The following is a 25,951-nucleotide window of genomic DNA, read 5'->3' on the forward strand; positions in this document are numbered from 1 at the left end:
TTCGAGCCTGCTCAGAAAACCTCCAAGGCCCGTCGGTCTTCCCGAGGACACCGCGCGAACCGCGCCCGGTAACAGCGGGTGAAATACGATGCAGACTCGAAGCCGCAAGCGATCGCCACCTCCAGTACGCCCATGTCGGTCTGACGCAGCAGCTGTCGTGCCTTGTCCAGGCGCAAGCGCAGGTAGAAGCCACTGGGCGTGTCGTCCAGGTGCAAGCGAAACAGCCGCTCGAGCTGTCGCCGCGTCACCTGCACCGTTTCGGCCAGCCTCTGGCTGCTGATCGGCTGCTCGGTGTTGCGCTCCATTTCCCCGATCACCTTCACCAGCTTCTTGTTGCGCAGACCATAACGAGTGGCGATCTGCATGCGCTGGTGGTCCTGGCGGGGCCGAATGCGGCCCAGCACGAACTGTTCGGAAACCTGCACTGCCAGCTCGCTGCCATGGGCCTGACCGATCAGGTCCAGCATCAGGTCGATGGAGGCGGTACCGCCAGCGCAGGTGATCCGCCGACGGTCGATCTCGAACAGCTCCTGGGTGGCCTGCAGCCGCGGATAACGCTCCTTGAAGGCCTCGAGCGCTTCCCAATGCAGGGTGGCCCGGTAGCCGTCGAGCAACCCTGCTTCGGCCAGCAGCATGGCGCCAGTGTCGATACCACCGAGCACCACGCCGTCGTGATCCAGGCGCCGCAGGGTCTGCTGCAGCAGTGGCCCGAAGCCGGCCAGCGGCTCGAAACCGGCCACGACCAGCAACATCTGTCCACGGCCGACTTCCCCTGGCACACCGTCGGCATTCACGGACATGCCATTGCTCGCCTGCACCGCGCCGCCGTCGAGACTCAGCACTCGCCAGCGGTAGAGCGGCCCACGAAAGCGGTTGGCCACTCGCAGTGGCTCGATGGCGCTGATGAAGCCCAGCGCCGAGAAGCCTGGCAACAGCAGGAAATGAATGACATCGGGCATTGCTCGCTCCAGCTCGCAGAGGTCGCCTGCGTGCAAATGTGGGTCGCCAGGGTGCGAATTTCCATCCAGTCAACAGCGTAGCGTGTCCCTACGGTCCGCAGAGGCCGATCCTAACAATACGCACTGCCGTTGGAGAGCCACCATGCATAGCTTCGTCCGCCGCAGCCTGCTGTCCCTTGCCTTGAGCAGCACCCTTTGCACGTCGCTTTTCGCCGCCGAGCCCGCCGCCTGCAAGAACGTGCGCCTGGGGGTGGTCAACTGGACCGACGTCATTGCCACCAGCGCCATGGCCCAGGTACTGCTCGACGGCCTGGGCTACCAGACCAAGCAGACCAGCGCCTCGCAGCAGATCATCTTCGCCGGGATCCGCGACAACCGCCTGGACATGTTCCTGGGGTACTGGAACCCGATCATGAAGCAGACCATCACTCCGTTCATCCAGGCCAACCAGGTCAAGGTGCTCGACCAGCCCAGCCTGGCCGACGCCCGCGCCACGCTGGCGGTCCCCAGGTACCTGGCGGACAAGGGCCTGAAGACCTTCGCCGATATCCACAGGTTCGAGAAGGAACTCGATGGCAAGATCTACGGCATAGAACCGGGCTCCGGCGCCAATACCCAGATCCAGGCCATGATCGACAAGAACCAGTTCGGCCTGGGCAAGTTCCAGCTGGTGGAGTCCAGCGAGGCCGGCATGCTGGCCGCCGTCGACCGTGCCGTGCGGCGCAACAAGGCGGTGGTGTTCTTCGGTTGGACGCCCCATCCGATGAACGTCAACATCGACATGGCCTATCTGGGCGGTAGCGAGAATGCCCTGGGGCCGGACGAGGGCAGGGCCACGGTGTGGACCGTGACCGCGCCCGACTATGCCCAGCGTTGCCCCAATGCCCACCGTTTGCTGGCCAACCTGACCTTCAGCGCCGAGCAGGAGAGCCGCATGATGCAGCCGCTGCTCGACCACAAGGATGCACTGGCGTCCGCCCGTCAGTGGCTCAGGGATCACCCCGAGGACAAGGCACGCTGGCTCGAGGGGGTCACCACCTTCGACGGCAAGCCGGCAGCGGAGCATCTCGAGCTTTCCGCCAACTGACCCTTCCCCGAACGCCGACAAGCCGGCTCCAGACAGCATGCGCCGCGCAGGATCCTCGTCGAGCCTGCCGGGGTCGGCTTGCCGGCGCTCGGGCCTGCACAGCTATCACGAGGAGCCATCATGAACCATGACGTCATCATTACCTGCGCCTTGACCGGCGCAGGCGACACGGTCGCCAAGAGTCACCTGGTGCCGGTCACTCCCAGGCAGATCGCCGAAGCGGCGGTGGAGGCTGCCAAGGCAGGCGCCACCGTGGTCCACTGCCATGTACGCGATCCGCAGAGCGGGCGTTTCAGCCGAGACGTGGCGCTGTATCGCGAAGTGATGGAGCGCATCCGCGAAGCCGACGTGGACATCATCGTCAACCTCACCGCCGGCATGGGCGGTGACCTGGAGATCGGTCCGGGCGAATCGCCGACGGACTTCGGCCCGGCCACCGACCTGGTCGGCCCGCTCGAGCGCCTGGCTCATGTCGAGGCCTTGCTGCCAGAAATCTGCACCCTTGATTGCGGCACGCTCAACTTCGGTGATGGCAATGCGATCTATGTTTCCACGCCGAGTCAGCTGCGCACCGGTGCCAGGCGCATTACCGAGCTGGGCGTGAAAGCCGAGCTGGAAATCTTCGACACCGGTCACTTGTGGTTCGCCAAGCAGATGATGAAGGAGGGCTTGCTGGACGATCCGTTGTTCCAACTGTGTCTGGGAATTCCATGGGGCGCGCCGGCCGACACCACGACCATGAAGGCCATGGTCGACAACCTGCCGGCAGGTGTGACCTGGGCCGGGTTCGGGATCGGCAGGATGCAAATGCCGATGGCGGCCCAGGCGGTCCTGCTGGGCGGCAACGTGCGCGTCGGTCTCGAGGACAACCTCTACCTCGATCGCGGTGTCCTGGCCAGCAACGGCCAGCTGGTCGAGCGTGCGCTGGAGATCGTCTCCCGTCTCGGCGCCCGTGTGCTCACACCGGCCCAGGGTCGGGAAAAAATGAACCTCAAGCGCCGTTGAACCCATCCAGGAGCCCGCCATGCCCTTCATCACCGAGATCAAGACCTTCGCCGCGCTGGGTAGCGGCGTCATCGGCAGCGGCTGGGTCGCCCGCGCCTTGGCCCACGGCCTCGACGTGCTCGCCTGGGATCCCGCCCCGGGTGCCGAGCAGGCCTTGCGCCAGCGTATCGCCAAGGCCTGGCCGGCGCTGCAGAGCAAAGGCCTGGCCGCCGGCGCGGCGCAGTCGCGCCTGCGCTTCGTCGATACCGTCGAAGCCTGCGTGGCAAATGCCGATTTCATCCAGGAAAGCGCACCGGAGCGCCTGGATCTCAAGCTCGACCTGCATGCCCGGATCAGTGCCGCGGCCAAGCCCGAGGCCATCATCGGTTCCAGCACCTCCGGACTGTTGCCCAGCGAATTCTACGAATCGGCCACCCACCCCGAGCGTTGCCTGGTCGGGCATCCGTTCAATCCGGTCTACCTGCTGCCACTGGTGGAAGTCGTCGGCGGCCGGCACACCGCTCCTGAAGCCATCGAAGCAGCCAAGCGCATCTATGCCGCGCTTGGCATGCGTGCGCTGCATGTGCGCAAGGAAGTTCCCGGCTTCATTGCCGACCGCCTGCTCGAGGCGCTTTGGCGCGAAGCCTTGCACCTGGTCAACGACGGCGTGGCCACTACCGGCGAGATCGATGACGCGATCCGTTTCGGTGCCGGCCTGCGCTGGTCGTTCATGGGCAGTTTCCTGACCTACACGCTCGCCGGTGGCGATGCCGGGATGCGGCACTTCATGGCCCAGTTCGGTCCGGCACTGAAACTGCCATGGACCCACCTGCAGGCGCCCGAGCTTACCGACCGGTTGATCGATGCGGTCGTGGAAGGCACTTCGGCCCAACTGGGCGAGCACAGCATCGCCGCCCTGGAGCGTTATCGCGACGACTGCCTGCTGGCGGTACTCCAGGCGATCGCGGACACCAAGGCGCGCCACGGCCTGGCTTTCACCGAATGAGGATTTCCATATGCCAGCACTGATCAGCTATCGAACGTCCATCGAGGCACAGTGGGTCGACTACAACGGTCACCTGCGCGATGCCTACTACCTGCTGATCTTCAGCTACGCCACCGATGCGCTGATGCAACGCATCGGGCTGGACGCGGACAGCCGGGAGCGGGATGGACACACATTGTTCACCCTGGAGTGCCATCTGAACTACCTGCACGAAGTGAAGCTCGGCACCGAGGTATGGGTACAGACACAGATCGTCGGTTTCGACCGCAAGCGGCTGCATCTCTACCACAGCCTGCATCGCGAGGGCTTCGCCCAGGCGCTGGCCGCCAGCGAGCAGATGCTCCTGCATGTGCAGCTGGACGGGCCGAAATCGGCGCCATTCAGTGAGCCTGGCCAGGCTTCGCTGGAAGCGCTGGCCAGGGCGCAGCACGACCTGCCGGTTCCCCAGTACCTGGGAAGGGTGATGCGCCTGCCCGGTTGAGCCTGTCACGCCCGATCGCTGAACTACCTGCCTGTGACCAGCAAAAAAAATGACCCCGCAAAGCCGTGAGCGTACGGGGCCAAGAGCGAGCAACATCCACGTGTCGTGACAAGGGTGACCAAACCCTGAGACGTTGATGATGGCTGGCAGTGTGCGATGTTCGTCGATCACGGATTTAGCCGGGAACGACCTGTTCTTAGCCAAAGCGGCCACTCTGGCACTGCAGCCTTGCCGCAGGCGCCGGCTGGACACAGAATCGAGCGCAGATCACAGCAGCAAACAAGGACAACAGCCATGATGCATGCGGATTTGATTGACCAGGATGACCTGGTGGGCAGCCTGCGGGCCCTGGGTTTCGAGATGCCAACCGGCGCGAGCGCGGAACAGGCTTGCGAAGTAGCCGTGCGCGGCCTGACCGAGCCGAACGCACGGGCATTGCGGGGTATGGTCGAGCGGATGTATTGCGGCAGCGCCACCATTCTTCCGGCGGTTCGCCAGGCCATCGACAGGCAACTGTTGCCGGCCTTGGCGCAGTTCAACGGCAACCGCGGCTGAGGTTCGTTCGCAGCAGGCCCGAGGTTGCCGTGCAAGCCATGGCAGCCGCTGCGCCACGCCCGTTTAGCAGCGGCCGGGGCGCCGTACCGGCTGCGCTAGGTCGCGTAGCGGCCTTCAGCATCCTTGCGAACCCTACGAATATCCCCTGCAAGCCTGTTCAGGACGCTGTCGCCTGCCCGTTCCCGAGGCCGCTGCGCGCCCTGTCGCGGCACTGCGCCCACTGACCATCGGTAGGGTGTTTGCACCGGTGGAGGAGCTGGCGCCGTCTGCACTCACTGCTGGCCGATGGACTGCAGGTATTCGGAGCGGTCGTCGCTACGCTGGGCCACGCAAGTGTTCCAGGCGGCCTCGAAGGCCTTGCTGCCCGGCTTTTCGGCAAAGGTCTCGGCCTTGCAGTCGGCATCGCGCAGTTGTGTCCATATCGACTCGGCCGCCGCCAGCCGCGCCTTCAGTGCCTTGACCTTGTCTTCCTCGTTGGCGTACTGCTCGGCAATGCGTTCGAGCAGGTCATCGAACGCCGCTTTCAGTTCCCGCTCGGCGGTCTGCTTGTTGTAGGCGGCGCAGGCATGTGCCTGCAGGTCGTTCTCGACATTGTCGCAGGGAGTGCTTTCGTCCCCGCTGGCCTGGGCGGCACATGCCACTGCCATCAGGACCAGCCATGCCATCGATTTCATCCGTCTTTCCTCGCCAGGCTGAACAATCGGCAGCGATTCTCGCTCACGCTGAAGTAGGGCGGTAGCTTGCCGTCGAAATGTTCACGAAACGACCTTTTCCAAGATTGTCGAGACTCGCTCTCATCGCCACGAGCCCCGCCCGTACGCGGCTCTTCGCCCATTGACGCTTTCGGCAAACCCCCTGTCGTTTTTGCATCCTGCTCGTACGCCGCGCAGGCATATGCTGGCCTCCAAAGCGCCGACACACCTTCTGCGCAGCTCAAGCCGATAAAAGGGGACAGCCTGATGAGCCCAGCCGAATTGCACGCCGACAGCATCGTCATCGACGGTCTGATCATCGCCAAGTGGAACCGCGAACTGTTCGAGGACATGCGCAAGGGCGGGCTGACCGCGGCCAATTGCACGGTATCGGTCTGGGAAGGCTTCAAGGCGACCGTGGACAACATCGCCGCCAGCCAGAAGCTGATCCGCGAGAACAGCGACCTGGTCATGCCGGTGCGCACTACCGCCGATATCCGCAAGGCCAAGGAGCAGGGCAAGACCGGGATCCTCTTCGGGTTCCAGAATGCCCATGCCTTCGAAGACCAGATCGCCTACGTGGAGATCTTCAAGCAGCTGGGCGTGGGCATCGTGCAGATGTGCTACAACACCCAGAACCTGGTCGGCACTGGCTGCTACGAGCGTGACGGCGGTCTGTCGGGCTTCGGTCGCGAGATCGTTGCCGAGATGAACCGCGTCGGCATCATGTGCGACCTTTCGCACGTCGGCTCCAAGACCTCCGAGGAAGTCATCCTCGAGTCGAAGAAGCCGGTCTGCTACTCCCACTGCCTGCCCCTGGGCCTGAAGGATCACCCGCGCAACAAGTCCGACGAAGAACTGAAGTTCATCGCCGATCACGGCGGTTTCGTCGGCGTGACCATGTTCGCGCCGTTCCTGGCCAAGGGCATCGATTCGACCATCGACGACTACGCCGAAGCCATCGAGTACGTGATGAACATCGTCGGCGAGGACGCCATCGGGATCGGCACCGACTTTACCCAGGGGCATGGTCAAGATTTCTTCGAGTACCTGACCCATGACAAGGGCTACGCCCGGCGCCTGACCAACTTCGGCAAGATCATCAACCCACTGGGCATCCGCACCGTCGGCGAGTTTCCCAATCTCACCGAGACCCTGCTCAAGCGTGGTCATTCGGAGCGGGTGGTGCGCAAGATCATGGGCGAGAACTGGGTCAACGTACTGCGCGACGTCTGGGGCGAATAAAGCCGCTCTCCACGCCTTGCGCCCCGGCCGCAGATGCCGGGGCCATCAATCAAAACAATTATGGAGTTGAGTTTCCATGGCCAAGATCGCCCCGCAATTGCCAATCGAAGTCGACAGCGAGACCGGTGTCTGGACTTCCGATGCATTGCCGATGCTGTATGTACCGCGTCACTTCTTCGTCAACAACCACATGGGCATCGAAGAGGTTCTGGGTGCCGATGCCTATGCCGAGATCCTCTACAAGGCCGGCTACAAGTCCGCCTGGCACTGGTGCGAGAAGGAAGCCGAATGCCATGGCCTGGAAGGCGTGGCGGTGTTCGAGCACTACATGAAGCGCCTGTCCCAGCGCGGCTGGGGCCTGTTCGAGATCCAGGACATCGACCTGAACAAGGGTACCGCCAGCATCAAGCTCAGGCACTCGGCGTTCGTCTATGTCTACGGCAAGGTCGGCCGCAAGGTCGACTACATGTTCACCGGCTGGTTCGCCGGTGCCATGGACCAGATCCTGGCCGCCCGTGGCAGCTCGATCCGCACCGTGGCCGAGCAGGTCTACGGCGGTTCGGAAGAAGGTCACGACGACGGGCTGTTCGTCGTCAAGCCGTTGTAAGCCGGAGATTGCGTCATGGCATTCGAAGCGATGTTCCAGCCGATCCAGATCGGCAAACTGACCGTGCGCAACCGCGTGCTCAGCACCGCGCACGCCGAGGTCTACGCCACCGATGGCGGCATGACCACCGAACGTTACGTCAAGTACTACGAGGAAAAGGCCAAGGGCGGCATCGGCATGGCGATCTGTGGCGGCTCGTCCGTGGTCGCCATCGACAGCCCGCAGGAATGGTGGGCCTCGGTGAACCTGTCGACCGACCGGATCATCCCGCATTTCCAGAACCTGGCCGACGCCATGCACAAGCATGGCGCCAAGATCATGATCCAGATTACCCACATGGGCCGTCGCTCGCGCTGGGACGGCTTCAACTGGCCGACCCTGATGTCGCCGTCGGGCATCCGTGAGCCGGTGCACCGGGCCACTTGCAAGACCATCGAACCGGAAGAGATCTGGCGGATCATCGGCAACTATGCCCAGGCCGCGCGGCGAGCCAAGGAAGGTGGCCTGGATGGCGTCGAGCTGTCGGCCGTGCACCAGCACATGATCGACCAGTTCTGGAGCCCACGGGTCAACAAGCGTACCGACGAATGGGGCGGCAGCTTCGAAGGCCGCATGAAATTCGGCCTGGAAGTGCTCAAGGCCGTGCGGGCGGAGGTCGGTGACGATTTCTGCGTGGGCATGCGAATCTGCGGCGACGAGTTCCATCCGGACGGTCTCAGCCACGAAGACATGAAGGAGATCGCCAAGTATTACGATGCCACTGGCATGGTCGACTTCTTCGGCGTGATCGGCTCGGGCTGCGATACCCACAACACCCTGGCCAACGTCATCCCCAACATGAGCTACCCGCCGGAGCCGTTCCTGCACCTGGCGGCGGGCATTAAGGAAGTGGTCAAGGTCCCGGTCCTGCATGCGCAGAACATCAAGGACCCGAACCAGGCCCAGCGCATCCTGGAAGGCGGCTATGTGGACATGGTCGGCATGACCCGGGCGCACATGGCCGACCCACACCTGATCGCCAAGATCAAGATGGGCCAGGTCGACCAGATCAAGCAGTGCGTCGGCGCCAACTACTGCATCGACCGCCAGTACCAGGGCCTGGATGTATTGTGCATCCAGAACGCCGCGACCTCCCGTGAATACATGGGCGTGCCGCACATCATCGAGAAGTCCACCGGACCCAGGCGCAAGGTGGTGGTGGTCGGCGCAGGGCCTGCGGGGATGGAGGCGGCGCGGGTCGCTGCCGAGCGTGGCCATGACGTGACGCTGTTCGAGAAGAAGGAGCAGATCGGCGGGCAGATCACCATTGCCGCCAAGGCACCTCAGCGTGACCAGATCGCCGGCATCACCCGCTGGTACCAGCTGGAGCTGGCGCGCCTGAAGGTCGACCTGCGCCTGGGTACCGCGGCCGATGTCCCGACCATCCAGGACCTGCGTCCGGACATCATCGTGCTGGCGGTGGGGGGGCATCCGTTCGTCGAGCAGAACGAGCATTGGGGCGCTGCCGAAGGACTGGTGGTGAGCAGCTGGGACGTGCTCGACGGCAAGGTCGCGCCTGGCAAGAACGTGCTGGTCTACGACACCATCTGCGAGTTCACCGGCATGTCCACTGCCGACTTCCTCGCCGACAAGGGCTGCCAGGTGGAAATCGTCACCGACGACATCAAGCCCGGCGTGGCGATGGGCGGGACCACTTTCCCGACCTATTACCGCAGCCTGTATCCCAAGGAAGTGATCATGACCGGCGACATGATGCTGGAAAAGGTCTACCGCGAGGGCGACAAGCTGGTAGCGGTGCTCGAGAACGAATACACCGGCGCCAAGGAAGAGCGGGTAGTCGACCAGGTCGTGGTGGAGAACGGTGTACGCCCTGACGAAGCCTTGTACTACGCCCTCAAGGATGGGTCGCGCAACAAAGGCCAGATCGATGTGGAGGCGCTGTTCGCCATCAAGCCGCAGCCGATCCTCAGCCAGCCAGGCGAGGGCTATCTGCTGTACCGCATCGGCGACTGTGTGGCCCAGCGCAATACCCATGCGGCGATCTACGACGCCTTGCGCCTGTGCAAGGACTTTTGACGGCAGCGGTAGCGGCAAGCTGCAAGCAAAGCGCACGGTAGTGCCTTTACTTGCAGCTTCAGACTTCACCTCGGCAAGGCACTTGAAGGCCTGGTTCTGGAGAAAAGGTGAAGCCAATGCCGCTTTTGCTTTTTCTTGCCGCTTGCAGCTTATCGCTTGCAGCTTGCAATCAGTGGGAGCCCCCCATGTTGAACACCCTTGTACCCATCCTGCTGTTCGCCGCGCTTGCCCTGGCGGCGCTCGGTGCCGCACGCCGCGCGCGCATGTGGCGCCGTGGTCGTCCATCCAAGGTTAACCTGCTCGGCGGCTTGCTGGCCGTGCCCCGTCGCTACCTGGTCGACCTGCACCATGTGGTCGAGCGCGACAAGTACATGTCCAACACCCACGTCGCCACCGCTGGCGGCTTCGTGCTCTCGGCGCTGCTGGCGATCCTGGTGCATGGCTTCGGCCTGCACAGCCAGGTCCTCGGCTACGCCTTGCTGATCGCCACGGTGCTGATGTTCACCGGTGCCATGTTCGTCTACAGGCGGCGCCGCAATCCGCCGGCGCGGCTGTCGAAAGGGCCCTGGATGCGCCTGCCGAAAAGCTTGCTGGTCTTTGCCACGACCTTCTTCGTCGTGACCTTGCCGGTGGCGGGCATCCTGCCAGCCGAAACCGGGGGCTGGGTCATGGTCGGCGTATTGTGCCTGGGTGTGCTCTGGGGCGTGTCGGAAATGTTCTTCGGCATGACCTGGGGCGGGCCGATGAAGCACGCCTTCGCTGGCGCCTTGCACCTGGCCTGGCACCGTCGCGCCGAGCGCTTCGGTGGCGGCCGCTCGACCGGGCTCAAGCCGCTCGACCTGGAAGACCGGACGGCCCCGCTGGGGGTCGAGAAACCGGCGGATTTCACCTGGAACCAGCTGCTGGGCTTCGATGCCTGCGTCCAGTGCGGTCGCTGCGAAGCGATGTGCCCGGCCTTCGCCGCGGGCCAGCCGCTCAACCCGAAGAAGCTGATCCAGGACATGGTCATCGGCCTGGCCGGTGGCACCGACGCCAGGTACTTCGGCAGCCCCTACCCAGGCAAGCCGATCGGCGAGCATGGCGGTCATCCGCACCAGCCCATCGTCAATGGCCTGGTCGATGCCGAAACGCTCTGGTCCTGCACCACCTGCCGCGCCTGCGTCGAGGAGTGCCCGATGATGATCGAGCACGTCGATGCCATCGTCGACATGCGCCGTCACCTGACCCTGGAAAAGGGCGCTACCCCGAACAAGGGCGCCGAAGTGCTCGACAACCTCATCGCCACCGACAACCCGGGCGGTTTCAATCCTGGGGGACGGATGAACTGGGCGGCAGACCTGAACATGAAGGTGCTGGCCGAGGTGAAGAGTACCGAGGTGCTGTTCTGGGTGGGCGATGGGGCGTTCGACATGCGCAACCAGCGCACCCTGCGCGCGTTCGTCAAGGTCCTCAAGGCTTCCGGCGTCGACTTCGCCGTCCTCGGCCTGGAGGAGCGCGACAGTGGTGACGTGGCCCGCCGCCTGGGCGACGAGGCGACTTTCCAGCAGCTTGCCAGACGTAACATCCAGACCCTGGGCAAATACCGCTTCCAGCGCATCGTCACCTGCGATCCGCACAGCTTCCATGTGCTCAAGAACGAATATGGCGCGCTTGGCGGCCAGTATCAGGTGCAGCATCACAGCACCTATATTGCCGAGCTGATCGCGGCGAACAAGCTCAATCTTGGCCAGCACAAGGGTGGCAGCGTGACTTATCACGATCCGTGCTACCTGGGCCGCTACAACGGCGAGTACGAGGCGCCACGGGAGGTGCTCAAGGCGCTCGGCATCGAAGTGCGCGAGATGCAGCGTTCGGGCTTGCGTTCGCGCTGCTGTGGCGGCGGCGGCGGCGCGCCGATCACCGATATACCCGGCAAGCAGCGGATCCCTGACATGCGCATGGAGGACATCCGCCAGACCGAAGCCGAACTGGTGGCCGTCGGCTGCCCGCAATGCACGGCCATGCTCGAGGGCGTGGTCGAGCCGAGGCCGCAGATCAAGGACCTGGCCGAACTGGTGGCCGACGCGCTGATCGAGGAACAAGCCCCGGCGGCGGCAAAGCCGGCAGCCGCCAAACGTGAACCTGCGGAGGTGCATTGATGAGCGAGATCATCCGCCGCGATCCCCGCGCCGAGTGGATCGCCCGTAACCGACTGCATCCGCTGCATGCGGCGATGCAGACCCAGCAGAGCCGCTGGATGGGCCCCAACGGGCTGATCCGCAAGAACCCCCATGCGCTGGCCGCGGGCTTCGTCGGCCCCAACGGCATCAAGCGAATCGATCGCAGCGGCGCTCAGCAGGGTACCGGCATCGCGGGACGGCGCACGGCCGCTGCCGAAGTGCAACTGCCGCTGCACCAGGTGGCCGATCCGGCGTTCTACATCGCGGTGGTTCCGGACATGATCGGTGGCCGCCTCGGCAGTCATGACCGAGACCTGCTCGGCCTGGCCCACAGTCTGGCCGGCAGCGGCGGCGCCGTGCTGGCGGTGGTCTTCGGCGAGCACAAGGAAAGCAACTTCCAGGGTGCAGGTGTCGATCGGCTGCTGGTCATCGAAGGCGAACAGTACCAGGGCTACGCACCGGAACAGCTGGTACAGGGCCTGCATGCGGTGGACCAGCAATTCGCTCCGAAGCATTGGCTGCTGCCGGACAGTCGCACCGGTGGTGGTGAGCTCGGTCGGCGCCTGGCCGCAGCCCTGGGCGAACGCCCGGCGACCCGCGTCTGGCAGATCAAGGACGGCCAGTGTGTTGGCCGTGCCGGTGCCGGCCAGCAGGATTTGCAGCGTAGCCTGCCACGTCTGGTCCTGGCCGCCGCCGAGTGCGCCGACCCGGTCAGCGAAACCCGCCACGAGGCGTTGCCGGTCGAGTTATCGACGAGCGTGGCGCGCAGCTTGTCGCGGATCGAAGACCTCGGTCCGGTTGCGGTGGATCCGGCTGCCATCGCCATGGCCGAATCGGAATTCATCGTCTCCGGCGGCAATGGGGTCAAGGACTGGGACCTGTTCCATCGGGCCACGGCTGCCCTGGGCGCCACCGAAGGTGCTTCGCGGGTAGCGGTGGACGACGGTTTCATGCCGCGCAACCGGCAGGTCGGCGCCACCGGCACCTGGGTCACGGCACGTGTCTATGTGGCCGTGGGCATCTCCGGGGCCATTCAGCATTTGCAAGGCATCGCTGCCTGCGACAAGGTGGTGGCGATCAACATGGACCCTGGTTGCGACATGATCAAGCGGGCAGACCTGTCGATCATCGGCGACAGTTCGGCGGTTCTCCAGGCGCTGATCGAGGCTGTGGAAGAGCTGCGCAACGCCGACCAGCGCGATGCGGCATGAGGATGAAGCGATGAGTACGAAAGTCATCAGCCTGGTTTCCGTCGGTTCTCATCCGACATCGGGGCGCACCCGGCGCGCCGAGCAGGATTCGCGCGCCGTGGAACTTGGCTTGCAGCTGGCCGGCGGCGACCTGCAGGTGGTACATGCTGGCGACCCGCGCGAAGAGGCCCTGCGCGGTTATCTCGGCATGGGCCTGGATCATCTGGATGTGCTCGAGCAACCGGCCGGTGCCGACGTGCTCGGCGTGCTGACCGATTACCTGCGCGATGCCGGTGCGCAGCTGGTACTGACCGGCAGCCAGGCCGAGACGGGGGAGGGCTCGGGCATGCTGCCGTTCCTGCTGGCCGAGCGACTAGGTTGGCCGCTGGTGGTCGGGTTGGCCGAGGTCGAGTCGATCGACAACGGTACCGCCCAGGTCCTGCAAGCCTTGCCGCGCGGCCAGCGGCGCCGGCTCAAGGTGCGCCTGCCGGTGCTGGCCACCGTGGACAACGCGGCACCCAGGCCTCGCCAGAGCGCTTTCGGTCCGGCACGTCGTGGCGTGCTGGCTGCCCGCTCGGTGGAGGTCGTTGAGGACAGCTTGCTGGCCGAGGCCGAACTGCAACCTGCCAAGCCGCGCCCAAAACGACTCAAGGTGATCAAGGCCAAGAGCGGCGCGGACCGGATGAAGGCCGCCACCGCCAAGGCCAGCGGCGGCGGTGGCAAGGTGATGAAGGATGTCTCGGCGCAGGAAGCGGCGCAGGCCATCCTCAAGCTGCTGTGCGAAGAAGGGGTTCTGCGCTGAACCTGCATCAGCGCCTGCCTGTTCATGGATGATGCCTGGCCATCGGCCAACTTCGAAGGCGAGCCTGCTGGCGACCTTTGTCCGAAACCGGGCACGGGTCGCCAGGCTTCGCGGCGCCGCTTGCGCAGGCTCGGCGGTCGTTGGGGTGATCTTCCTGCCGCTCACCTGACCTTTTATCAGTTTGCCCTACCTGTCGTTTCTACCAGTTCAAAGTCGCTCTCCCACCGGCTACGGTAGTTCCTGACCGTGGAAGAGGGATATGCCGGTGAACTGCATCCATTTGCTCAATACCGATATGCAGGCTTCGTTCCTGGGCGGGCTCGCCTTTCCCGCCAGAGCCTATTCACCCTATGGCGCCCAGTCTGCTGCCAAGGGTCCGCTGCTCGCCTTCGCAGGCCAACCGGTCGACCCGCTGACCGGCTGCTACCACTTGGGCAGCGGTCACCGTACCTATAACCCGGTACTCATGCGTTTCCACACAGCCGACCGGCTCAGCCCGTTTGGCAAGGGTGGTATCAACGCCTATGCCTATTGCCGAAACGATCCGGTCAATCTGGTGGATCCCAATGGGCAGTTTCCGAGCATCATCGCGCCGATCAGGAGCATCGTCACAGGCATCCTGAACCTGGCGATCAGCGTGGTGAAAGGCATGCGCAACTACAGGCTCGAGCGTGACTTCGCAGTCGCTCCAGGCTTGGCGGCGAGCCGATCGGGGGAGCTGACGTACGGGACGGCCGAAGCCGCGGTGATGCCATGGACAACGCAGGAGAAGGTCTTGTCGGGTATTGGCGCCGTCACTGCGTCGGTGAGCATCGGCACCGGTACCGGACGCCTTCTTTCGCCGCAGACGGAAGCCTTGGCCTGGGTCGACATGGCCGTAGGAACGGTCGCGACGGCAGTGTCTGCCTACGAGCTCTACGGGCTCGCCACCACGCCCGTCACCCGGCGCTATCCCATCGCCCAGGTCGGCATCGAGATTCGCCGGGGGGCAACCCCGCCACGGGAAACGCCAGTGTAGGCGCCTCATGCTCCCGGTGCGTTTGGGAGCACGAAGCGCCGAGGGTCACTGCGCCTTGACTTCCTTGAGATAGGGTGCCGGCTCAGCCCCGAGGTTGTTCAGCATGCGCTGGCTGTACCAGTCGATGAAGTTCACCACGCCGAACTCATAGGTCTTGGAGTAGGGGCCTGGCTGGTAGGCGGTAGAGTTGATCCCGCGCTGGTTCTCTTCGGCCAGGCGGCGGTCCTGGTCGTTGGTGGCATCCCAGACCTTGCGCATGTTCGCCGGGTCATAGTCGACACCTTCCACGGCGTCCTTGTGTACCAGCCATTTGGTGGTGACCATCGACTCCTGGGCGCTGATCGGCCAGACGGTGAAGACGATCATGTGGTCGCCCATGCAGTGGTTCCAGGCATGTGGCAGGTGCAGGATGCGCATCGAACCCAGGTCGGGGTTCTTGATCCGGCCCATCAGCTTCTGGCAAGCCTGCTTGCCGTCCATGGTCATCGATACGGTGCCCTTGAGCAGCGGCATGCGCACGATGCGGTTGCGCAGGCCATGGCTCTTGTGCAAGTAGGGGATCTTCTCGGCTTCCCAGGCAGCGGCGCAGGCGGCCACGTGGTCCTTGAACGCCTGGTCGGCACGCGGATCGTTGGTGTCGTCCCACTCCAGCAGACTCTGCAGCAGCTCCGGGTGCGAACCGTTGCAGTGGTAGCACTCGCGGTTGTTTTCCAGCACCAGCTTCCAGTTGGCCTTTTCCATCAAGGTGGTCTGCACCGCCACCTTGGTGTTTTCCATGTCGTACGGTTCCATGTAGTGCTCGAGCGTGGCCAGGAACTCGTCGATCGCGGGCGGGTTTTCCGCCAGGCTGATGAAGATGTAGCCACCGGCGACTTTCACGTTGACCGGCTTGAGGCCGTACTTGGCCATGTCGAAGTCGGCACCCATCTCGGTACCGGCGAACAGCAGGCGGCCATCGAGTTCGTAGGTCCACTGGTGGTACGGGCAGACCAGCTTGGCCACCTTGCCCTTGTCACTGACGCACAGGCGCGAGCCACGATGCCGGCAGACGTTGTGGAAGGCATGGACCTTGCCCTCGGTGCCGCGTACCACGAGGATCGGGTTCTTGCCGATCTGCAAGGTGATGTAGTTGCCCTTGGCCGGGATCTCGCAGGTCATGCCGGCGATCAACCATTCCTTGTGGAAGATCTCCTGCATGTCGATCTGGAACAGACGCTCGTCGGTGTAGAACGGCTGGGGCAGCGAGAAGGTACGCTCGCGGGTCTGCAGCATCTCGGCGGTAGCCTTGCGTGCAGGTTCCAGTGGATCGCCCAGGCTCAGGGTTGCGGTGACGTCCATCGTTTTGGTCCTCTTGGCCGCTGGCGGCCGGCGAAAGGTGGCTAATCGTTCTTGTAGTGCCGCAAGGCTGCCTGCATCAGACAGCGTGTTCATTTGCGGTGGAGTGTGCGTTCGCGGCCTGCGCGATCCATATCCATGGACGACATGGCCGAATCCGTTCCCGACGCGCCAGCCCTTGTCTGGCAAGGCTGGTCGCGATAAGCACGCCGATGTCGCGGACAGGAATGTACGCCGTGCCTGGCTTGAGCATTATCCGTCCCATGAAAATGCCGCCGTGGCTGCTGGAGACGAACATGTCCAATCCCTTCCTCAATCCGGTCACTACCCAGACCTGGGCCAATGGCCGGCACATCGTGCGCTGCGTCAAGGTCATCCAGGAGACCTGGGACGTGCGCACCTTCTGCTTCATGGCCGACCAGCCGATCATGTTCTTCTTCAAGCCAGGCCAGTTCGTGACCCTGGAGCTCGAGATAGAAGGGCAGCCGGTGATGCGTTCCTACACCATCTCCAGCTCGCCATCGGTGCCCTACAGCTTCTCCGTCACCATCAAGCGCGTTCCGGGCGGCAAGGTCTCCAACTGGCTGCACGACACCTTGCACGAAGGGCAGGAACTGGCCGTGCATGGGCCGGTAGGTCTGTTCAACGCCATCGACTTCCCGGCGCCGAAAGTGCTCTATCTCAGCGGCGGGGTCGGCATCACCCCGGTAATGTCGATGGCGCGCTGGTTCTACGATACCAATGCCAATGTCGACATGGTCTTCGTGCACAGCGCGCGCTCGCCCAAGGACATCATCTACCATCGCGAACTCGAGCAGATGGCCTCGCGCATTCCCAACTTCGGTTTGCACATCATCTGCGAGAAGCACGGGCTGGGCGAGCCATGGGCCGGTTACCGGGGCTACCTGAACCAGCGGCTGCTGGAGCTGATGGCGCCTGATTTCCTCGAGCGCGAGATCTTCTGCTGTGGCCCGACGCCGTACATGAACGCGGTCAAGCGCTTGCTCGAGGAAGCAGGCTTCGACATGCAGCGCTATCACGAGGAATCGTTCGGCGCGACCCCGGCCGAGGCCAAGGCCGATGCCGTCGAGCATGCCGAGCAGGCCGCCGAGGCGCCGGAGGTGGCGGCTGCCGATCTCAACCTGGTCGAGTTCGTCGACAGCGGCAAGAGCATCCGCATCGCCCCTGGCGAGACCGTGCACGCCGCCGCCGCCAAGGTCGGCCTGATGATCCCCAAGGCCTGCGGCATGGGTATCTGCGGGACCTGCAAGGTGCTCAAGCTGGGCGGTGAGGTGGCGATGGAGCACAATGGCGGCATTACCGAGGAGGACGAGGCCGAAGGCTACATCCTGTCGTGTTGCAGCGTGCCGAAGGGCGATGTACGGATCGAGTATTGAGGCCAGCCGCTGTCGCGACGCCAGGGTACCGCCCTGGACCGCGCATAGCGGCCCAGGGCCTGCCCTCGACCAGTCACAGGCTCAAGTACGAAACCGCGCCACCAGGCCGTTCAGGTCTACCGCCAGGCGCGTCAGCTCGGCACTCGCCGCGCTGGTCTGATGGGCGCCGGTTGCCGACTGCACCGACAGGTCGTTGATGTTCACCAGGTTGCGATCGACTTCACGTGCCACCTGGGCCTGCTCTTCGGCGGCGCTGGCGATCACCAGGTTGCGCTCGTTGATCTGTTCCACGGCACTGGCGATGCTGTCCAGCGCCGTGCCTGCGCCACGCGCCATGTTCAGGGTCGACTCGGCGCGTTCGGTACTGGTGCGCATGGCTTCCACCGCGTGCCCGGTGCCGCTCTGGATGCTGCCGATCATCCGCTCGATCTCGCTGGTCGACTGCTGGGTGCGGTGGGCTAGGGCACGCACCTCGTCGGCCACCACGGCGAAGCCGCGGCCCGCTTCCCCGGCCCTGGCGGCCTCGATGGCCGCGTTGAGCGCCAGCAGGTTGGTCTGGTCGGCCAGCCCGCGAATCACATCCAGCACCTTGCCAATGTCCCGTGATTGTCCGGCGAGTTCGACGATCAGGCGCTCGGCTGCCTGCACGTCACTACTCATGCGCTCGATGGCGCCGACGGTCTCCAGCACCAGGTCACGTCCGTCGATGGCCGAGCGGGTCGCTTCACTGGAGGCGTCCGAGGTGCTGGCGGCATTGCGGGCCACTTCCTCGACCGCGCTGGTCATCTGGTTGACGGCGGTGGCTGCCTGCTGGATTTCGTTGTTCTGCTGCTGCAGACCCTTGGCGCTCTCATCGGTCACGCAGTTGAGCTCTTCGGCGGCGGATGCCAGTTGCGTGGCCGAGCCGTTGATCAGCTGCACGGTTTCGCGCAGCTTGTCTTGCATGCGACCGGTAGCCTGCAGCAGGCGGGCCGCCTCGTCGCGCCCCTCGGCACGCACACGGTGGGTAAGGTCTCCCTCGGCGATCCGTTCGGCGGCCACCAATGCCTGGTTGATTGGCTGGACGATGCTACGGGTCAGCAGCAAGGCGCAGACCAGGGTCATGACGCCAGCGGCGACCAGCAGGCCGATCACCAGGATCAATGCTCCGTCGTACTGGTCCGCGGCGCGCTGGTTGGTGCGGCGACTCTGCTCGGTATTGAAGCGCACCAGTGCCTCGGTCACTTCGTTGACCTGTTCGGAATTGCTCAACAGCGGGCCATTGAGCAGGCCGCGCAGCGCATCCAGCTGCCCTGCCTGAGCCAGGCTGCGCATGCGTGCCTCGAGTTGACGATACTGGCCGAGCAGGCTGCCGTACTGGTCGAAGGTGGCCTGTTCGTTCGGGTCTTCGACCAATGTCTGGTAGGTCGCCTGGGCCTTGTCGATCTGCGCGTTGCGCTCATCGAGCATGCGCAGGATGTCCTGCCGGGCCTCGGGAGACTGCTCGGCCAGCAGGCGGTAGGAGAGAGTGCGCATGCGCAGGTTCAGCGCCGTCAGCTCGTCGAGCGTCTTGATGCTGGGCATGCTGATGGTCTCGATCGCCAGGCCTGCCTGGCGGATATGGCTCATTTGCACGAGGGAGAACACGCCAAGGCCGAGCAGCATCAGGCCGATCAAGGTGAAGCCGAGCAGGGCGCGCGTGGCGATAGTGGCATTGCGTAGGAACATGGTACGTATCCGGGCAGGGAGTGGTTGCGCATCCGTGCGACAAGACAGGACCTGGAGTGGCTATCGGTCGGAACCCGGAGGTCTTGAGTGGGCGGCTGAAAAAACGGCGGATCTGGCGCGATTCCGGACAGGCGGGCAGCCCGGCCTGGAACAAGCCGTGCCGAGCCGGGTCAATGGGGCGGACGTAACCCTTGTTACCGATATTTAATGGCGGCGGCGTGCACTTTTCTTTATCGTGTGCGCCCCTTGCAACGACCGAGACAGCACAATGTTGGAAGCATCCCTGAATCAACTCGAACAGCTGGTCAACGACCTTCTGCAGCAGAACGCCCGTCTGGCCGAACAGAACGCCCAGCTCGGCCAGGAACTGGCCCAGGCCAAGGAAGAGAACGACAGCCTGCAACTGAACCTGATGGAGCAGGAAGAGAAGCAGGGCAGTGCTGCGGCGCGTATCCAGGCGCTGCTCGAACGCGCCAGCGCAGGTACCGTCGGCGCATGAGTTCGATCAATGTCGTGTCGATCCTTGGCCACGACTATTCGATCAAGGCGCCGGTCGGCCAGGAGCGCACGCTGGACCAGGCGGTGCAGCTGCTCCAGGCCTCGCTGAAGGAAACCAAGCGCCTGTATCCGACCCTGATCGGCGACAAGCTGCTGGTACTGGCCGCCCTGAATCTCTGCTCGAGGCAGATCGAGCTGCAGGATGAGCACGCCAGGACGCTCGATCGCTGCCAGGCACAGGTCAGCGCGACGGTCGAATCGATCAGCCGTACGCTGGCGCAACAGCGGGACGACCGGTTGCCAGGTTGAACCGGCCGGCCGTCCCGCCAGCTCCCGGCAGGGCTTCAGGCAGTCATGGCCTGACGGATGTCGGCCGCCAGCTCGCGTACCCGGGCCTGCCGGGTATCCCAGGAGCACATGAAGCGAGCGCCTCCGCTGCCGATGAAGGTGTAGAAGCGCCAGCCCTGGTCTCGCAGCCGTTGCAGGACGGGCTCCGGCATGCGCAGGAAGACCCCGTTGGCCTCGACCGGGAACATCGCTTCGACGCCCGGGATGTCACCCACCAGGCTCGCTAGCAGCTGCGCGCACTGGTTGGCATGGGCGGCGTGGCGCAACCAGGCGCCATCTTCGAGCAGGCCCACCCAAGGGGCGGACAGGAAGCGCATCTTCGAGGCCAGCTGCCCGGCCTGCTTGCAGCGGTAGTCGAAGTCGGCGGCCAGCTCATGGTTGAAGAACAGGATCGCCTCGCCGACCGCCATGCCGTTCTTGGTGCCGCCGAAGCACAGCACATCGACCCCGGACTTCCAGGTCAGCTGCGCGGGTGAGCAGCCCAGGAAGGCGCAGGCATTGGCGAACCGGGCGCCATCCATGTGCAGGTTCAAGCCCAGCTCCTTGCAGGTGGCGCTGATCGCCGCGAGCTCGTCGGGACGATAGACCGTGCCCACCTCGGTGGCCTGGGTGAGGGTCACCACGCGCGGCTTGGGGTAGTGGATGTCCTGGCGCTTGAGTGCCACCTCGCGGATCGACCGGGGGGTCAGCTTGCCGTTGACGCTGGCGGCGGTGAGCAGCTTGGAACCGTTGGAAAAGAATTCCGGGGCACCGCATTCGTCGGTCTCGACATGGGCGGTTTCCGAGCAGATCACGCTGTGGTAGCTCTGGCACAGCGAAGCCAGGGCCAGCGAGTTGGCGGCGGTGCCGTTGAAGGCGAAGAACACTTCGCAATCGGTCTCGAACAGCTGGCGAAAGTGATCGGCCGCGCGCTGCGTCCACTGGTCGTCGCCATAGGCACGTTCGTGGCCCAGGTTGGCCTGCTCCATCGCCGCCCAGGCTTCGGGGCAGATACCGGAATAGTTGTCGCTGGCGAATTGTTGCGTCTGATCGGTCATAGGCACGTCCTAGGCTCGGTATGAAAGATGTCTGCATGAGCGCCGCACGAATGAGGTGGGAGGCCTCGGCAGTGTACTGGAGTGCAAGCGCAACCTGAGCCTCATTTCAGCGTGGTAGAGAAACAGGTACAGGTGCCGTGTGGCTGACCCAACGGACCGCGTCTGCACACGGGGCGGTACAGACATGGAGCTATTGGCGGTGGCCATGACAGAACACGCGTCTCGCGTCAGTGAGCGTGATCGGCGAATCAACCAGACGACAGCCGATAAAGTAGGCAGGAACTTATTTCGAGATGTTTCTTGTTTAGGAGACAAAACGACGAGTGGTATGGAGCTGGGGAGTTTTTAAGAATTTTCCTCAAGTGCCTTGAGAATTTCCCTAAAGACAAATTAAAAGTTATGGTTATCAGCCGCTGATTTATGCTGTTTAGTGAGTGCGCGCTATTTGACATATTGATTGTTGGCAACAAGTATCAAACGGCCGATATCGGCAACTCACAACCGCAATTCCTTTTAATGGGAGAGTTTCTATGATCAAGGCAAATGAAGTGGCTGAGTTTTATGAAGTGCAACCGACCGTGAGCGAGGCTCGCACCGTGCATGCGAATCGATTCATCAGTCTGATGGAAACGAGCAAGGAAACGGTGATGCACACGTATGACAAACTGGCCTACTTGGCAGGTATCAAGTCTGCTCCCTTGCAGGATCAGTACCGTACCCTGGATACCTCAAGTTTGCAGTCGCTCTTGCGCAGTGCGAAACAGGCGGGGTTCAACGCGCACGTCATTAGTCTCTGAAACGGTCGCCAGGCATTGTCGATGCCTGGCACCTTTTGAAAGGTACGTCATGCCATGAACACGCATGCTCTGAATGCGCAAATGACCATCGACGGGTTGCAGTGGATTGATCGCTGGCGCCTCAATAACGGGCGTGCGGAATCCTTTGTCGTTCCCTTCCCCACGACGCGTCCCATCAATATCGTGACCCATGGAGAACAGCCTTTTGACTATGGGCAATATGGTATTCATTTGAGTCAGCAGGACGTGTTGACGTTCCTGGGCGATGCGCGCAGGCGTATACGTGCCAGGTTCATCGACTGCCGAAAAGACTCCCCGACGCTTGGCGTTTCCCTGGATCTCGCGTTCGCGCCTTCGTCCAGCAGAACACTGATCATCCCACCGGGAGTGGCCCACACCTTCACTGGACTCGAAGGGGTTTCAACCCTCAATGCATATGGCCTTTTCTTGCCGCCTATCGAAGACTTGCTGGCGCCGACGGTGGGGTGGATCCCCGAAAACGACATCATCAATCTGCCGTTGGAGACGGATCCGAAGACCATCGAACCTGTCGTGGCCATGAGCGAACCTGCCTCAAATCAAGTGTATTACCGGCTGGCGTCGCTGCAAGCCGCTGCCTTGTCCGTAGGGAACGTTTCACACGGGGAAACTCGAACCTTCGTCTTGGATACCGGCGAGCAGGTGCAACTGCTGTTGCAACCGGAGGCCGAGCCCTCCGAGGCGTCTTCACCGCTGCCGTCCTCTCGCTTGAAAGGCGTACGGTTCGAACGTCATGGCGCTGTCAGGACGGGCGAGGACAGTCGCATCATTCCAATTGCTGGCCCTTCGCCGTTTTACATCGTCGACCACGGTTCGGCGTCTTATGATTTCGAGTCGTTCGGTGTACACCTGGGACAGGAAGATCACCTGACCTTCATGGGGCCTGGCGATCGTGTGATCAGACTCAAGCTGGTCGACATGAGGCAAGGGTCTGACACGCTCCATCACGAAGAGTGGCATGCGTTCACCTGTGATCCTCAGATGGAGTTGGTCATTCCGTGCGGCGTGGCCCATGCGTTATTCGACATGGAACAGATCTTCACCCTCAACAGGCCGGTATTTTACCTCGACGCCTCCATGGCCTATATCCCCGGGCACGATGTCATCGATTGGCCATTGACCGACACCCGCTATCCTTCCTTCAAGGTCAATGAAATACCCGCGCCCTTGGCGTACCTGGAAGCGCTCGTCGGTCAGCAACAGCAGGCCATGGAAAGCATCCCGACTGGAGAAACCCCCAAGGCCGTCATCGTCACCGATGAATCCACGGGGCAGCAGGTCAAGGTACTCCTGACGCGAGCAATGCCCTCGGCACCGACTTCGGCGCCATGAGTCGAACGCTGTCGCTCTTGTTGCTTCTGGTGCTGTGTGCAGACGCATTGCTGATGTTCTTGGTGCCGGTCATGGTCTATGCCTACACCACAAGCCTGGCCTGGTCAGGCATGGCGTATGCCATGGCATGGCTTCCGCGCATCATGGTCACCCCACTGGTGGGCGTCTCGATCGATCGTTGGGGCGTCCGGCGCGTGTCGGTGGCGTCTGACCTCGTCAAGTGCGGGGGCTGCCTGTTGGCCGTCCTGGCATTGCGGCATGAGCCGACAGCGCCCGTGGTGGCGTTATGCAGTGGCCTGCTTGGAGGGCTGGTCGCCATTGGCAACGCACAAAGCCTGATCGCTTACGAAAAAATGATCGCCCTGGTCAGCCGTGACGTGGATCGCGACGTCAATCTCCTTTGTCGCCTCGATCAGTCGGCCATGATCATCGGGCCGCTTGCAGGCTTTGTCGGTTACACGGCAGGCGCCCTAGCGCTGCTGATGGTTGCCGCCGTCATGTATGCCATCAACGCGGCCTGCTATGGCTTCAGTCGCGTTGTGCCACGCCAAGCTGCCCACGTTGAAGACAAGGCGGTATGGCCTACGAGCGACAACATGAAGTTCATCTTCTTCACGCCTGTGCTGTTGAGCTCGGTCATGCTGGCGTGTGGCAACAACGCGTTCGACGGACTGGTCGAGGCGGGTGCGGCCACGGTGATCGATCGTGTGATGCAGCTGCCCGTCCACTATTTTGCCTTCGTGGATATCTGCGCAGGCATCTGTGGCGTGGCTGCCACGTTGCTCTATCCCAGGCTGTCTTTGGTCATGCCGCCTCTGCGACTGTTCACGGTGGCCGCAGGGGTCACGGCCTTGGCAGGCACGCTCATGGTCTTTGTCCAGGCCTACCTGCTTGGCTTTCTCGCGCTCTATGCCCTGAACATCGGCGGTAAGGTCTTCATGATCAATTTTTGTCGCAGCCTTCGGATTCGTGTCGTCCCGGTGGAGCGTCTGGCAAGCGTGTCTTCGGTGATGGTGCTGTTGAACCAAGCCGTATTGCCGGTGGTGGGTTTGACACTTTACTGGGTCGGCGAGCATCCCCAATGGCTGTCCGCGCTCATGCTGGCTGCGCTCGCGCTGACCTTGCTGGCGACCGGCCGGGTCCGTCATCACGCACGTGCGCGACCGGTGCCCAGTGGCGAGCGTTCCCACTAGTGTTTGAGGCTTTGGTGGCAATGTCGTAAACGCGCCATTGCGAGGCGTGCGCAGGCATCTGCACCCCACCTCCCGGCCATACCATCGCCGCAAAGGGTCGCAGTACCCTCCATGTCAAGAATCGATCGCTGCCGGGAGATACAAGATGTTCAGCAAGCAAGACCAGATCCAAGGTTATGACGACGCACTGCTGGCGGCGATCAATGCCGAAGAGCAACGCCAGGAAGATCACATCGAGCTGATCGCTTCGGAGAACTACACCAGCAAGCGCGTGATGCAGGCCCAGGGCAGCGGTCTGACCAACAAGTACGCCGAAGGGTATCCGGCCAAGCGCTACTATGGCGGCTGCGAGCATGTCGACAAGGTCGAGCAGCTGGCCATCGATCGCGCCAAGCAGCTGTTCGGGGCCGACTATGCCAACGTCCAGCCGCACTCCGGCTCCTCGGCCAATGGCGCCGTCTACCTGGCCCTGCTGCAAGCCGGCGATACCATCCTGGGCATGAGCCTGGCCCATGGCGGCCACCTGACCCATGGGGCCAAGGTATCCTCTTCGGGCAAGCTGTACAACGCCGTGCAGTACGGCATCGACACCGATACCGGCCTGATCGACTATGACGAAGTCGAGCGCCTGGCTGTCGAGCACAAGCCGAAGATGATCGTCGCCGGCTTCTCGGCCTATTCCAAGACCCTCGACTTCCCGCGCTTCCGCGAAATCGCCGACAAGGTCGGTGCGCTGCTGTTCGTCGACATGGCCCACGTGGCGGGCCTGGTCGCCGCCGGCCTGTACCCGAACCCGCTGCCCTATGCCGACGTGGTCACCACCACCACCCATAAGACCCTGCGCGGTCCGCGTGGCGGCCTGATCCTGGCCAAGGCCAACCCGGAGATCGAGAAGAAGCTCAACGCCGCGGTATTCCCGGGTGCCCAGGGCGGCCCGCTGATGCACGTCATCGCCGCCAAGGCGGTGTGCTTCAAGGAAGCGCTGGAACCTGAGTTCAAGGCCTACCAGAAGCAGGTCATCGAGAACGCCCAGGCCATGGCCCAGGTCTTCGTCGATCGCGGCTACGACGTGGTTTCCGGTGGTACCGACAACCACCTGTTCCTGGTCAGCCTGATCCGCCAGGGCCTGACCGGCAAGGACGCCGACGCCGCCCTGGGCCGCGCGCACATCACCGTCAACAAGAACGCCGTGCCGAACGATCCACAGTCGCCGTTCGTCACCTCTGGTCTGCGTATCGGCACGCCCGCTGTCACCACCCGCGGCTTCAAGGTCGCCCAGTGCGTGGCGCTGGCCGGCTGGATCTGCGACATCCTCGACAACCTCGGCGACGCCGACGTCGAAGCCGACGTGGCGCGGAACGTCGCAGCCCTGTGTGCAGATTTCCCGGTTTACCGCTGAGTGGGAGC

25 protein-coding genes and 1 pseudogene are annotated in these 25,951 nt (G+C 63.4%); 19 read left to right on the forward strand and 7 right to left on the reverse strand.

All coding sequences use genetic code 11. The annotated features are described in order from the left end of the window. Positions 1-11 precede the first annotated feature (11 nt). Positions 12-959 carry a GlxA family transcriptional regulator gene (locus ACY8GK_RS17385; protein WP_196179431.1) on the reverse strand — a complete coding sequence of 316 codons (948 nt, stop codon included), beginning with the start codon at positions 957-959 and terminating at the stop codon, positions 12-14. A 142-nt stretch (positions 960-1,101) separates the two neighbouring features. Between ACY8GK_RS17385 and choX the strand changes: the two genes are divergently transcribed. The 5 genes from choX (at position 1,102) to ACY8GK_RS17410 (ending at position 5,072) form a co-directional block, all read left to right on the forward strand. Further along, positions 1,102-2,046 carry a choline ABC transporter substrate-binding protein gene (gene choX / locus ACY8GK_RS17390; protein ID WP_196179430.1) on the forward strand — a complete coding sequence of 315 codons (945 nt, stop codon included), beginning with the start codon at positions 1,102-1,104 and terminating at the stop codon, positions 2,044-2,046. A 120-nt stretch (positions 2,047-2,166) separates the two neighbouring features. Further along, positions 2,167-3,051, forward strand: coding sequence for a 3-dehydrocarnitine:acetyl-CoA trimethylamine transferase CdhC (locus tag ACY8GK_RS17395; RefSeq protein ID WP_196179428.1), 885 nt, complete (start codon positions 2,167-2,169; stop codon positions 3,049-3,051). Positions 3,052-3,070: 19 nt separating this feature from the next. Further along, positions 3,071-4,036, forward strand: a complete 966-nt coding sequence (locus ACY8GK_RS17400) for an L-carnitine dehydrogenase (protein ID WP_462401710.1) — start codon at positions 3,071-3,073, stop codon at positions 4,034-4,036. 10 nt (positions 4,037-4,046) lie between these two features. Next, entirely contained in the window at positions 4,047-4,517 is a 471-nt protein-coding gene (locus ACY8GK_RS17405; RefSeq protein WP_196179424.1) for a thioesterase family protein, read from the forward strand. A gap of 294 nt (positions 4,518-4,811) precedes the next feature. Beyond that, entirely contained in the window at positions 4,812-5,072 is a 261-nt protein-coding gene (locus ACY8GK_RS17410) for a hypothetical protein (RefSeq protein ID WP_196179422.1), read from the forward strand. A gap of 272 nt (positions 5,073-5,344) precedes the next feature. Here ACY8GK_RS17410 and ACY8GK_RS17415 read toward each other — a convergent pair whose 3' ends face one another. Further along, complete coding sequence (locus ACY8GK_RS17415; protein ID WP_196179420.1) at positions 5,345-5,746, reverse strand: lysozyme inhibitor LprI family protein; 402 nt, start codon at positions 5,744-5,746, stop codon at positions 5,345-5,347. 285 nt (positions 5,747-6,031) lie between these two features. Here ACY8GK_RS17415 and ACY8GK_RS17420 point away from each other — a divergent pair, with 285 nt between their 5' ends. From ACY8GK_RS17420 to ACY8GK_RS17450, 7 genes are all read left to right on the forward strand, one after another. Further along, positions 6,032-7,009 carry a dipeptidase gene (locus ACY8GK_RS17420; RefSeq protein WP_196179417.1) on the forward strand — a complete coding sequence of 326 codons (978 nt, stop codon included), beginning with the start codon at positions 6,032-6,034 and terminating at the stop codon, positions 7,007-7,009. A 76-nt stretch (positions 7,010-7,085) separates the two neighbouring features. Further along, positions 7,086-7,616, forward strand: coding sequence for a DUF5943 domain-containing protein (locus ACY8GK_RS17425; RefSeq protein WP_462401711.1), 531 nt, complete (start codon positions 7,086-7,088; stop codon positions 7,614-7,616). A 15-nt stretch (positions 7,617-7,631) separates the two neighbouring features. Further along, complete coding sequence (dgcA, locus tag ACY8GK_RS17430; protein WP_462401712.1) at positions 7,632-9,692, forward strand: dimethylglycine demethylation protein DgcA; 2,061 nt, start codon at positions 7,632-7,634, stop codon at positions 9,690-9,692. Positions 9,693-9,877: 185 nt separating this feature from the next. After that, on the forward strand, positions 9,878-11,830 hold the full coding sequence (gene dgcB, locus ACY8GK_RS17435; protein ID WP_462401713.1) for a dimethylglycine demethylation protein DgcB: 1,953 nt from the start codon (positions 9,878-9,880) through the stop codon (positions 11,828-11,830). Continuing rightward, positions 11,830-13,062, forward strand: coding sequence for an electron transfer flavoprotein subunit alpha (gene etfA, locus ACY8GK_RS17440; protein ID WP_196179409.1), 1,233 nt, complete (start codon positions 11,830-11,832; stop codon positions 13,060-13,062). Before dgcB ends, etfA begins: the two co-directional genes overlap by 1 nt. 10 nt (positions 13,063-13,072) lie before the next feature. Continuing rightward, positions 13,073-13,843 carry an electron transfer flavoprotein subunit beta gene (gene etfB / locus ACY8GK_RS17445; RefSeq protein WP_196179407.1) on the forward strand — a complete coding sequence of 257 codons (771 nt, stop codon included), beginning with the start codon at positions 13,073-13,075 and terminating at the stop codon, positions 13,841-13,843. Between the two features lie 265 nt (positions 13,844-14,108). Continuing rightward, positions 14,109-14,861 (forward strand): RHS repeat-associated core domain-containing protein, encoded by a 753-nt coding sequence (locus ACY8GK_RS17450; RefSeq protein WP_462401714.1) that lies wholly within the window; start codon positions 14,109-14,111, stop codon positions 14,859-14,861. Positions 14,862-14,906: 45 nt separating this feature from the next. Here ACY8GK_RS17450 and gbcA read toward each other — a convergent pair whose 3' ends face one another. Together gbcA and ACY8GK_RS17460 are read right to left on the reverse strand one after the other, a co-directional pair. After that, positions 14,907-16,199, reverse strand: a complete 1,293-nt coding sequence (gene gbcA / locus ACY8GK_RS17455) for a glycine-betaine demethylase subunit GbcA (protein WP_196179403.1) — start codon at positions 16,197-16,199, stop codon at positions 14,907-14,909. A 76-nt stretch (positions 16,200-16,275) separates the two neighbouring features. Then, the gene (locus tag ACY8GK_RS17460) at positions 16,276-16,494 is read right to left on the reverse strand and encodes a hypothetical protein (protein ID WP_230375971.1); all 219 of its coding nucleotides are present in this window, start codon (positions 16,492-16,494) and stop codon (positions 16,276-16,278) included. On the opposite strand from ACY8GK_RS17460, the gene gbcB reads away from it, so the two are divergent. After that, entirely contained in the window at positions 16,493-17,593 is a 1,101-nt protein-coding gene (gbcB, locus tag ACY8GK_RS17465) for a glycine-betaine demethylase subunit GbcB (RefSeq protein ID WP_196179401.1), read from the forward strand. The genes ACY8GK_RS17460 and gbcB overlap by 2 nt on opposite strands. 81 nt (positions 17,594-17,674) lie before the next feature. Here gbcB and ACY8GK_RS17470 read toward each other — a convergent pair whose 3' ends face one another. After that, entirely contained in the window at positions 17,675-18,538 is an 864-nt protein-coding gene (locus tag ACY8GK_RS17470) for a methyl-accepting chemotaxis protein (RefSeq protein WP_462403039.1), read from the reverse strand. Next, positions 18,530-19,300, reverse strand: a pseudogene (locus ACY8GK_RS17475) (MCP four helix bundle domain-containing protein); the annotation flags it as partial. The pseudogene ACY8GK_RS17475 and the gene ACY8GK_RS17470, both read right to left, overlap by 9 nt. 268 nt (positions 19,301-19,568) lie before the next feature. Here ACY8GK_RS17475 and ACY8GK_RS17480 point away from each other — a divergent pair. Both ACY8GK_RS17480 and ACY8GK_RS17485 read left to right on the forward strand, forming a co-directional pair. Next, complete coding sequence (locus tag ACY8GK_RS17480; RefSeq protein ID WP_196179397.1) at positions 19,569-19,799, forward strand: MreC domain-containing protein; 231 nt, start codon at positions 19,569-19,571, stop codon at positions 19,797-19,799. Continuing rightward, positions 19,796-20,107 (forward strand): cell division protein ZapA, encoded by a 312-nt coding sequence (locus ACY8GK_RS17485; protein WP_196179395.1) that lies wholly within the window; start codon positions 19,796-19,798, stop codon positions 20,105-20,107. Before ACY8GK_RS17480 ends, ACY8GK_RS17485 begins: the two co-directional genes overlap by 4 nt. 35 nt (positions 20,108-20,142) lie before the next feature. On the opposite strand, the gene ACY8GK_RS17490 is transcribed toward ACY8GK_RS17485, so the two are convergent. Next, positions 20,143-21,183 (reverse strand): threonine aldolase family protein, encoded by a 1,041-nt coding sequence (locus ACY8GK_RS17490; protein WP_196179393.1) that lies wholly within the window; start codon positions 21,181-21,183, stop codon positions 20,143-20,145. A gap of 530 nt (positions 21,184-21,713) precedes the next feature. Here ACY8GK_RS17490 and ACY8GK_RS17495 point away from each other — a divergent pair. From ACY8GK_RS17495 to ACY8GK_RS17510, 4 genes are all read left to right on the forward strand, one after another. Further along, complete coding sequence (locus ACY8GK_RS17495; protein WP_462401715.1) at positions 21,714-21,980, forward strand: XRE family transcriptional regulator; 267 nt, start codon at positions 21,714-21,716, stop codon at positions 21,978-21,980. A gap of 54 nt (positions 21,981-22,034) precedes the next feature. Beyond that, positions 22,035-23,351: a cupin domain-containing protein gene (locus ACY8GK_RS17500; protein WP_462401716.1), complete on the forward strand. Its 1,317-nt coding sequence runs from the start codon at positions 22,035-22,037 to the stop codon at positions 23,349-23,351. Further along, entirely contained in the window at positions 23,348-24,544 is a 1,197-nt protein-coding gene (locus ACY8GK_RS17505; RefSeq protein ID WP_196179387.1) for an MFS transporter, read from the forward strand. The genes ACY8GK_RS17500 and ACY8GK_RS17505 overlap by 4 nt, the downstream gene beginning before the upstream one ends. Positions 24,545-24,689: 145 nt before the next feature. Beyond that, entirely contained in the window at positions 24,690-25,943 is a 1,254-nt protein-coding gene (locus ACY8GK_RS17510; protein WP_196179385.1) for a serine hydroxymethyltransferase, read from the forward strand. The last annotated feature ends 8 nt before the right edge of the window (positions 25,944-25,951 follow it).

This window comes from Pseudomonas sp. Marseille-QA0332 (genome assembly GCF_054950175.1).